Origin of the sequence: Candidatus Culexarchaeum yellowstonense, assembly GCF_024707025.1 — an archaeon.
Lineage (GTDB): Archaea > Thermoproteota > Methanomethylicia > Culexarchaeales > Culexarchaeaceae > Culexarchaeum.
In genome coordinates, this window is record NZ_JANGFQ010000095.1 from 1 (window position 1) to 6139 (window position 6139).

Below are 6139 nucleotides of genomic sequence, written 5' to 3' on the forward strand. Positions count from 1 at the left end.
TATGGGGATTATTAATCTTAAGATTTTCCCCTCATAGAGTGAGAAGAGTAGCCATCTTGGAAATAGGATTGTGGAAAGTTTGGATCTAACTTTTAGGGGGATGGGGATCCTAGAATAGTATTTTAATTCTGAAATCCTCTCCTTACCATCCATGAGAAGCCTATAAGCCATCCACCCCCTATCGGTCAAAGTGAATTTCCCACCCACATCCCTCTTTACAAGGTCTCCCAAGAGTTCAATGTTATAGTAAACGCTCCCAGAACTTGCATTGAGGGATTCCATAAGTTCTCTTAAACTTGCACCTCCCCGAGAGCCTAAAACTTCAATGATCTTCCTCCTAACTGGGTTGCCTAAAACTTGATATATGGCGGAAATCTCATCATCACTACTCATAAATAATCTAGAAAAATAATTACAGCGTCTAAATTTAAAAAATTAGTGATTGTTATTGTTGAGGCTTAACCATGCTTCCAGCTTCTAGGGATTTTAGGAAAGCATTAAATTTATCTTCTAATACAGCAATATCCACGGTTCTACCTTCATGGAATGTTACATCATTTATTAGTGGAGCCATGAAGAGGGCATCGAATCCCCCACCTCCTCTACATAGGAGCATGACGAGGGGTTCAGCCCCAAGTCTATCGCAGAAGAATCTAATGTCGCTGGGCCATGTATTCTGGAATCCACTTGAATCCCCACTTTCAGAGAATAGGACTTTCACCAAGTATACTCCACCACCCCTAACTGCCAGTAGATCGAATGGTAGGTTTAACCCTGAACTGTTAACCCATCTAACATTGTACCCTAAGTTTCCAAGTATTCTTGAAGCCAAATCCAGTGGTGGAGCTTCTGAATCTAAACTTCCATAAACAAGTTTATCCACAATCTCCCTGATTATGGATAGGCATTCGCCGATAACTCTTGGATCCCCAGTTTCCTTAGCTTCTTCATAGAGTTTTGAAAGCTTGGAATGGTAATCTTCAATCCACCTTCTATCCTCTTCAGGTAATCCCTTAGCTAAGTCTTCTAGGTAGGATAGGAATCCCTCAACCATGCTTAAATAGCTTCCTAAATCTACACTCATTGATAACAGCCTACAGACAATAATGTAGCGTAGTGGTAATAGAAAAACTTTTTGTATAAAGAAATATGTGGGGTTGTTTGCCTTGGCGTGCTGGGTTTACCTGGAAATCTTTATTGATATGGCGCTCACATTGACTTGGGAGCCGTCTTGGGCTGTCACGGTTTCAGTGCCAATCTCAATGCTCTTAACCTTCAAGTCTGTTATGAATCTGTTCCTCAATATTTCCACTACATCCACTGCTCTACTTATGGCTCTACCCCTAGCCTTCAATTCAACCTCTTTACCTGCACCACTGAGTTGGGTTATGCATGCCAGTACATAGTTCATTATTGGCTTCTTCCCCACAAGTATAACGTTGCCCTGTATAGGCTTTGCAGGCTTCTTCTGAACCTCCTTTGCAGCAGCCTCCTCCTTCTTAGCCGGCTCCCCAGCCGCCTCAGCCTCTTTCTCCGCCTTCTTAGCCTTAGACATGGTTTACTCACCTCCAATACCACTGCATTATGGTTGATGCTTAAGAATATGTAGATTAAACGAATATAAAACCTTTACCATTCCTTTATCATTATGGAACCCATATTGAAGGGGGTAAAACTTAAATTTGAGGTAAATAGATTTAATGGGGGATTCAATGCTGGACTTCTTCTTCAACCCGAAGGGGGTTGCAATAATAGGAGCATCTAGGGAGAGTGGGAGACCTGGACATGTAATACTTAGAAACTTCTTGGAAAACATGATTTCAGGGAGCTTTAAGGGGGAGGTATACCCAGTAAATCCAAATGCCAAGAGAATACTTGGAGTTCAATGTTATAAGAGTGTATTGGAATTGGAGGGGCTTGTGGATTTAGCTGTAATCTCAGTTCCAGCAGCAATAGTTCCAAAGGTTTTGGAGGAGTGTGGTGAAGCGAAGGTTAAGGGTGCAATAATAATAAGTAGTGGATTCAGCGAGGTTGGGAATACGAAGCTGGAAGAGGAAGTTGTGGAGATAGCTCGAAAAAACAATATTAGGGTTATAGGGCCTAACTGTGTTGGGGTTTACGATGCATATAGTGGTGTGGACACAATCTTCCTCGAGGTATCAAAGATCCTTGAGGGGGCACCAATACTTGCCACACCTAGACCTAAACCTGGGAGGATAGCATTCATAACTCAAAGTGGAGCTTTTGGAGCTGCAATACTGGATTACATGGCTGGAAGCGGGCTTGGAATAAGTAAATTCATAAGTCACGGTAATAGGTGTGATGTGGATGAAGTTGACTTAATAAAGTATTTGGCTAAGGATGATAAGACTGATGTAATACTATTATACCTTGAAAGTGTAAAGAGGGGGAGGGAATTCTATGAAGTGGCCAAGGAAACCACTAAAATCAAACCAATAATAGTATTGAAGGTTGGGAGGACGGCGGCTGGAGCTAGAGCTGCAGCTTCACATACAGGTGCCTTAGCCGGTTCACATCAAGTATTCACTGCAGCTCTAAAACAATCTGGAGTCATAATGGCTGAAACCATGGAGGAATTGATGGATCTAGCTAAAGCATTTGTACATCAAATACCAGCAAGGGGGGAGAGGATAGCCATAGTGACCGATGGAGGTGGAATGGGGGTTATAGCCTCAGACACCATAGAAAGCTTAGGTGGAAAGGTGGAGAAGCCAAGGGAGGAAACATTAAGGAAGTTGAGGAAGTTGAAGGAGGATAAAGTTATACCGGAATTTGCAGCCATAGAAAACCCAATAGACTTAACAGGTGTAGCTACAACGGAAATGTTCATTAAAACTTTGGAGATAGTGGGGCAAGCTGATGAATTTGATGGGATAGTAATATTCCCACTACACCACATACCCACATTGGAAGCTGGATATGAAGATAAGATGATGGAAGTTATAAGGGGGTTGAGGAAGCCTGTGGTGGTATGCGATGTTGGGGAAGCTGAAATGGCAAAACTGGTGAGAATGAAATTCGATAAGTATGGAGTGCCAGCATACCCATCCCCTGAGAGAGCTGCAAACGTAATGATGAAACTAGTAAACTACGGTAAATACCTATTGAAGGTTGGCGCATACCAAGATTACGTGAATAGAAAGATTTTAGGGAAGGGGAGTTAAAATCTTATTTGATGCAAATTGAAAGTAAAGTTTTGGCTACTAGACTTAAATTATGAGGAAGCTGAAACCCCAGAAATATGGATGTGGGGGATAAGGGAAGATGGAAAGAGGGTTCTGGTGATAGATAGAAACTTTAAACCATACTTCCATGCAACAGTAGTGGAGGAATCCCTAGCGGAGACTTCAAGGGAAATTTTGAAATTGAAGGTTAAGGGGGTATTGAATTGCATTCCACAAGACATGAAGATATTTGGGAAACCAGTTAAAGCTTTAAAGATCATATGTCAAGACCCAGATGAAGTGGAGGGAGTAGCGAGAGAAGTGAAGAAGATACGTGGAGTAACAGAGGTTTATGGGGATGACATTAGATTCACACTTAGATACCTAATAGATATGGGGATTAAGCCATGCAGCTGGATTGAAGTGGATTGTGAGAAGGCTGAAGGGTATGGTGGGGTGAAGGTGGATGAAGTATACATAGCCACAGCACCCCCAAAACCTGTGGAGGAAGAGTCAACACCAAACCTCAAAGTACTTGCATTATGGATTACATGTATGGGGGAAGCAGGCTCACCCAAGCCTGAAAGAGACCCAATAATCATAATCTCAACGGTAAATGGTGAGGGGGTTGAGAAGAACTTCATAGCAAGGGGGGATGAAAAACCTTCGGACGCTGAAATCATAATGGGTTTCATAAGGTATGTGGATGAATACGACCCAGACATAATAGTCAGCTATGGCTCCAATGCCAAGATAATACCATACCTAACTGAGAGAGCTAAGAGGAATAGGGTGAAGTTATCCATAGATAGGCAGAGGGGGGAGCCCCATACAAGCCTATATGGCCACATATCCATAACTGGGAGAATAAACTTAGACCTGTTCGATTATGCAGAAGAATTCCAAGAGGTGAAGGTGAAAAGCCTAGAAAATATAGCTGAATACCTTGGGGTTATGGATGCCTCTGAAATCATAGAGGAATATGAAGTTCAAGATTACTGGAAAGATCCATCGAGGAGGGGGAAGCTATTGGAGTATTCCATGAAGAATGCTAGGAGAGTTATGGGAATTTATAAAGCCATATCAGACTTCGCAATACAATTATCCCAGCTAGTTGGATTACCACTGGACTTCGTTGGAACAGCAGCTGTGGGATTTAGGGTGGAATGGTTCCTCATAAGGAAAGCACATGAAATTGGGGAGCTTGTCCCAAAGAGGAGGGAAATACCATACCAACCATATGCTGGAGCCATAGTCCTACAGCCAAAACCAGGCTTACATGAAAACGTAGCCGTAATAGATTTTAGAAGCATGTATCCAAGCATAATGCTGAAATACAATGTATCCCCAGACACATACATACCACCAGAAGAACCTGAACCTGAATGTGGAGTATACATTGCACCTGAAGTTGGACATAGATTTAGGAGGGAGCCACCAGGCTTCTATAGAGACGTACTCAAATCACTAATGGAAGCCAGAAGCATGATTAGGGAGAAGTTGAAGAAGATTACACCGGAAAACCCACTATACAAAGTGTTGGATGCAAGACAGAAAGCCATAAAAGTGATATCCAACGCCATGTATGGATATGCTGGGTGGACTGGAGCCAGATGGTACATTAAACAAGTGGCAGAAGCAGTAACAGCTTGGGGTAGAAACCTAATATCCAGCGCACTAAAAATGGCTGAGGAATTGAACTTGAAGGTGATCTATGGAGACACAGACAGCATATTCGTGAAATATGAACCTGAAAAGGTGGAGAAGCTCGTAAAGAGGGTGGAGGGGGAACTTGGATTCGAAGCAAGAATAGACAAGGTATACGTGAGAGTACTATTCACAGAAGCCAAGAAGAGATACTGCGGATTATTAGAGAATGGTAAGCTAGACTTCGTTGGATTAGAAGTTGTTAGGGGGGATTGGGCTGAAGTCGCCAAAAAAGCTCAAGAGGGAGTCCTAGAAATAATAATGCGTGGGGGAGGGACGGGGAAAGCCATAGAATACATAAGGGAATACATTAATGCAATGAGGAGGGGGGAGAAGCCATTAAAGGAGTACATAATATGGAAGACGCTAACAAAGAGCTTGGAGGAATATGAAGTTAAAGCTCCACATGTACAAGCAGCAAAAATGCTAATGGAGAAGGGGTACACATTAACCCTAGGAGACAAAGTGGGATACGTAATAACCCTTGGCGCTGGGAAACTGTATGAGAAGGCAAAACCATACCAACTGGCATCAAAAAATGAGCTGGACATAGAATACTACATTTCAAACCAAGTTATACCAGCAACATCAAGAATACTTGAAGCCCTAGGGGTGAATGTGGAGAGAATCCTAAGCCAAAAAACAACGAAAACACTAATGGACTACATAAAGAAGTGAAAAGCCACTTAAATAGCCCTTATCTTCATCCTACATTTATCACTCCCCAGTGCTATGCATTCTTCTTCTTTGCATTCCACTTCTCTCCCCAATAATTTGCTGTAGTATCCCTCGATTATTCCTCTGATTAGTGATGATTTAACCCTCCTACCAGACTCCAAATTAATCCCACACTCCAAACAATCATAAATAATGTATTCAATTTCTCCCCCCTCCAAATCCATCTTCACATTTACAGGTATTCCGAACCCCACGGCTTGGAATAATTGTTCAGCAATTATTGCAAGACTCCTCTTATCCACATCCCCCATAATCTTCACATGCCTCTCAAAGTATTGCTCCCCCATTTCCCTACCAATAACATATAATACCAACTGCGATGCAGACCCTAAACTCTTTAAAACACCTTCAATTATGGATTTAAATGCAGATTTCCTCAACACAATTGCTTTTTCACCGAAAAATGTTGGTATGACTGTTTTGTCGGTTGCAAACCCCTTTACTTCAGGCATTTGTATATGCACGTTCTTTATGAATTTAACCTCCTTGGTCAATGTTTCTGCAATTTC

The 6139-nt window shown here is 42.1% G+C and carries 6 protein-coding genes; 2 read left to right on the forward strand and 4 right to left on the reverse strand.

Annotated elements, in window-relative coordinates; genetic code table 11:
• From MRT15_RS08750 to albA, 3 genes are all read right to left on the reverse strand, one after another.
• Positions 1-393: helix-turn-helix domain-containing protein (locus MRT15_RS08750; protein WP_304329704.1), on the reverse strand; the 393-nt coding region annotated here is incomplete at its 3' end.
• Between the two features lie 52 nt (positions 394-445).
• Positions 446-1084, reverse strand: coding sequence for a hypothetical protein (locus tag MRT15_RS08755; protein ID WP_304329705.1), 639 nt, complete (start codon positions 1082-1084; stop codon positions 446-448).
• Between the two features lie 96 nt (positions 1085-1180).
• The gene (gene albA, locus MRT15_RS08760) at positions 1181-1450 is read right to left on the reverse strand and encodes a DNA-binding protein Alba (protein ID WP_369684968.1); all 270 of its coding nucleotides are present in this window, start codon (positions 1448-1450) and stop codon (positions 1181-1183) included.
• Positions 1451-1712: 262 nt separating this feature from the next.
• Here albA and MRT15_RS08765 point away from each other — a divergent pair, with 262 nt between their 5' ends.
• Both MRT15_RS08765 and MRT15_RS08770 read left to right on the forward strand, forming a co-directional pair.
• Entirely contained in the window at positions 1713-3185 is a 1473-nt protein-coding gene (locus MRT15_RS08765; protein ID WP_304329707.1) for an acetate--CoA ligase family protein, read from the forward strand.
• An 18-nt stretch (positions 3186-3203) separates the two neighbouring features.
• Positions 3204-5570 (forward strand): DNA-directed DNA polymerase, encoded by a 2367-nt coding sequence (locus tag MRT15_RS08770; protein ID WP_304329708.1) that lies wholly within the window; start codon positions 3204-3206, stop codon positions 5568-5570.
• A gap of 8 nt (positions 5571-5578) precedes the next feature.
• Here the strand turns inward: MRT15_RS08770 and MRT15_RS08775 are convergent.
• On the reverse strand, positions 5579-6139 hold a 561-nt coding region (locus MRT15_RS08775), incomplete at its 5' end, for a V4R domain-containing protein (protein WP_304329709.1).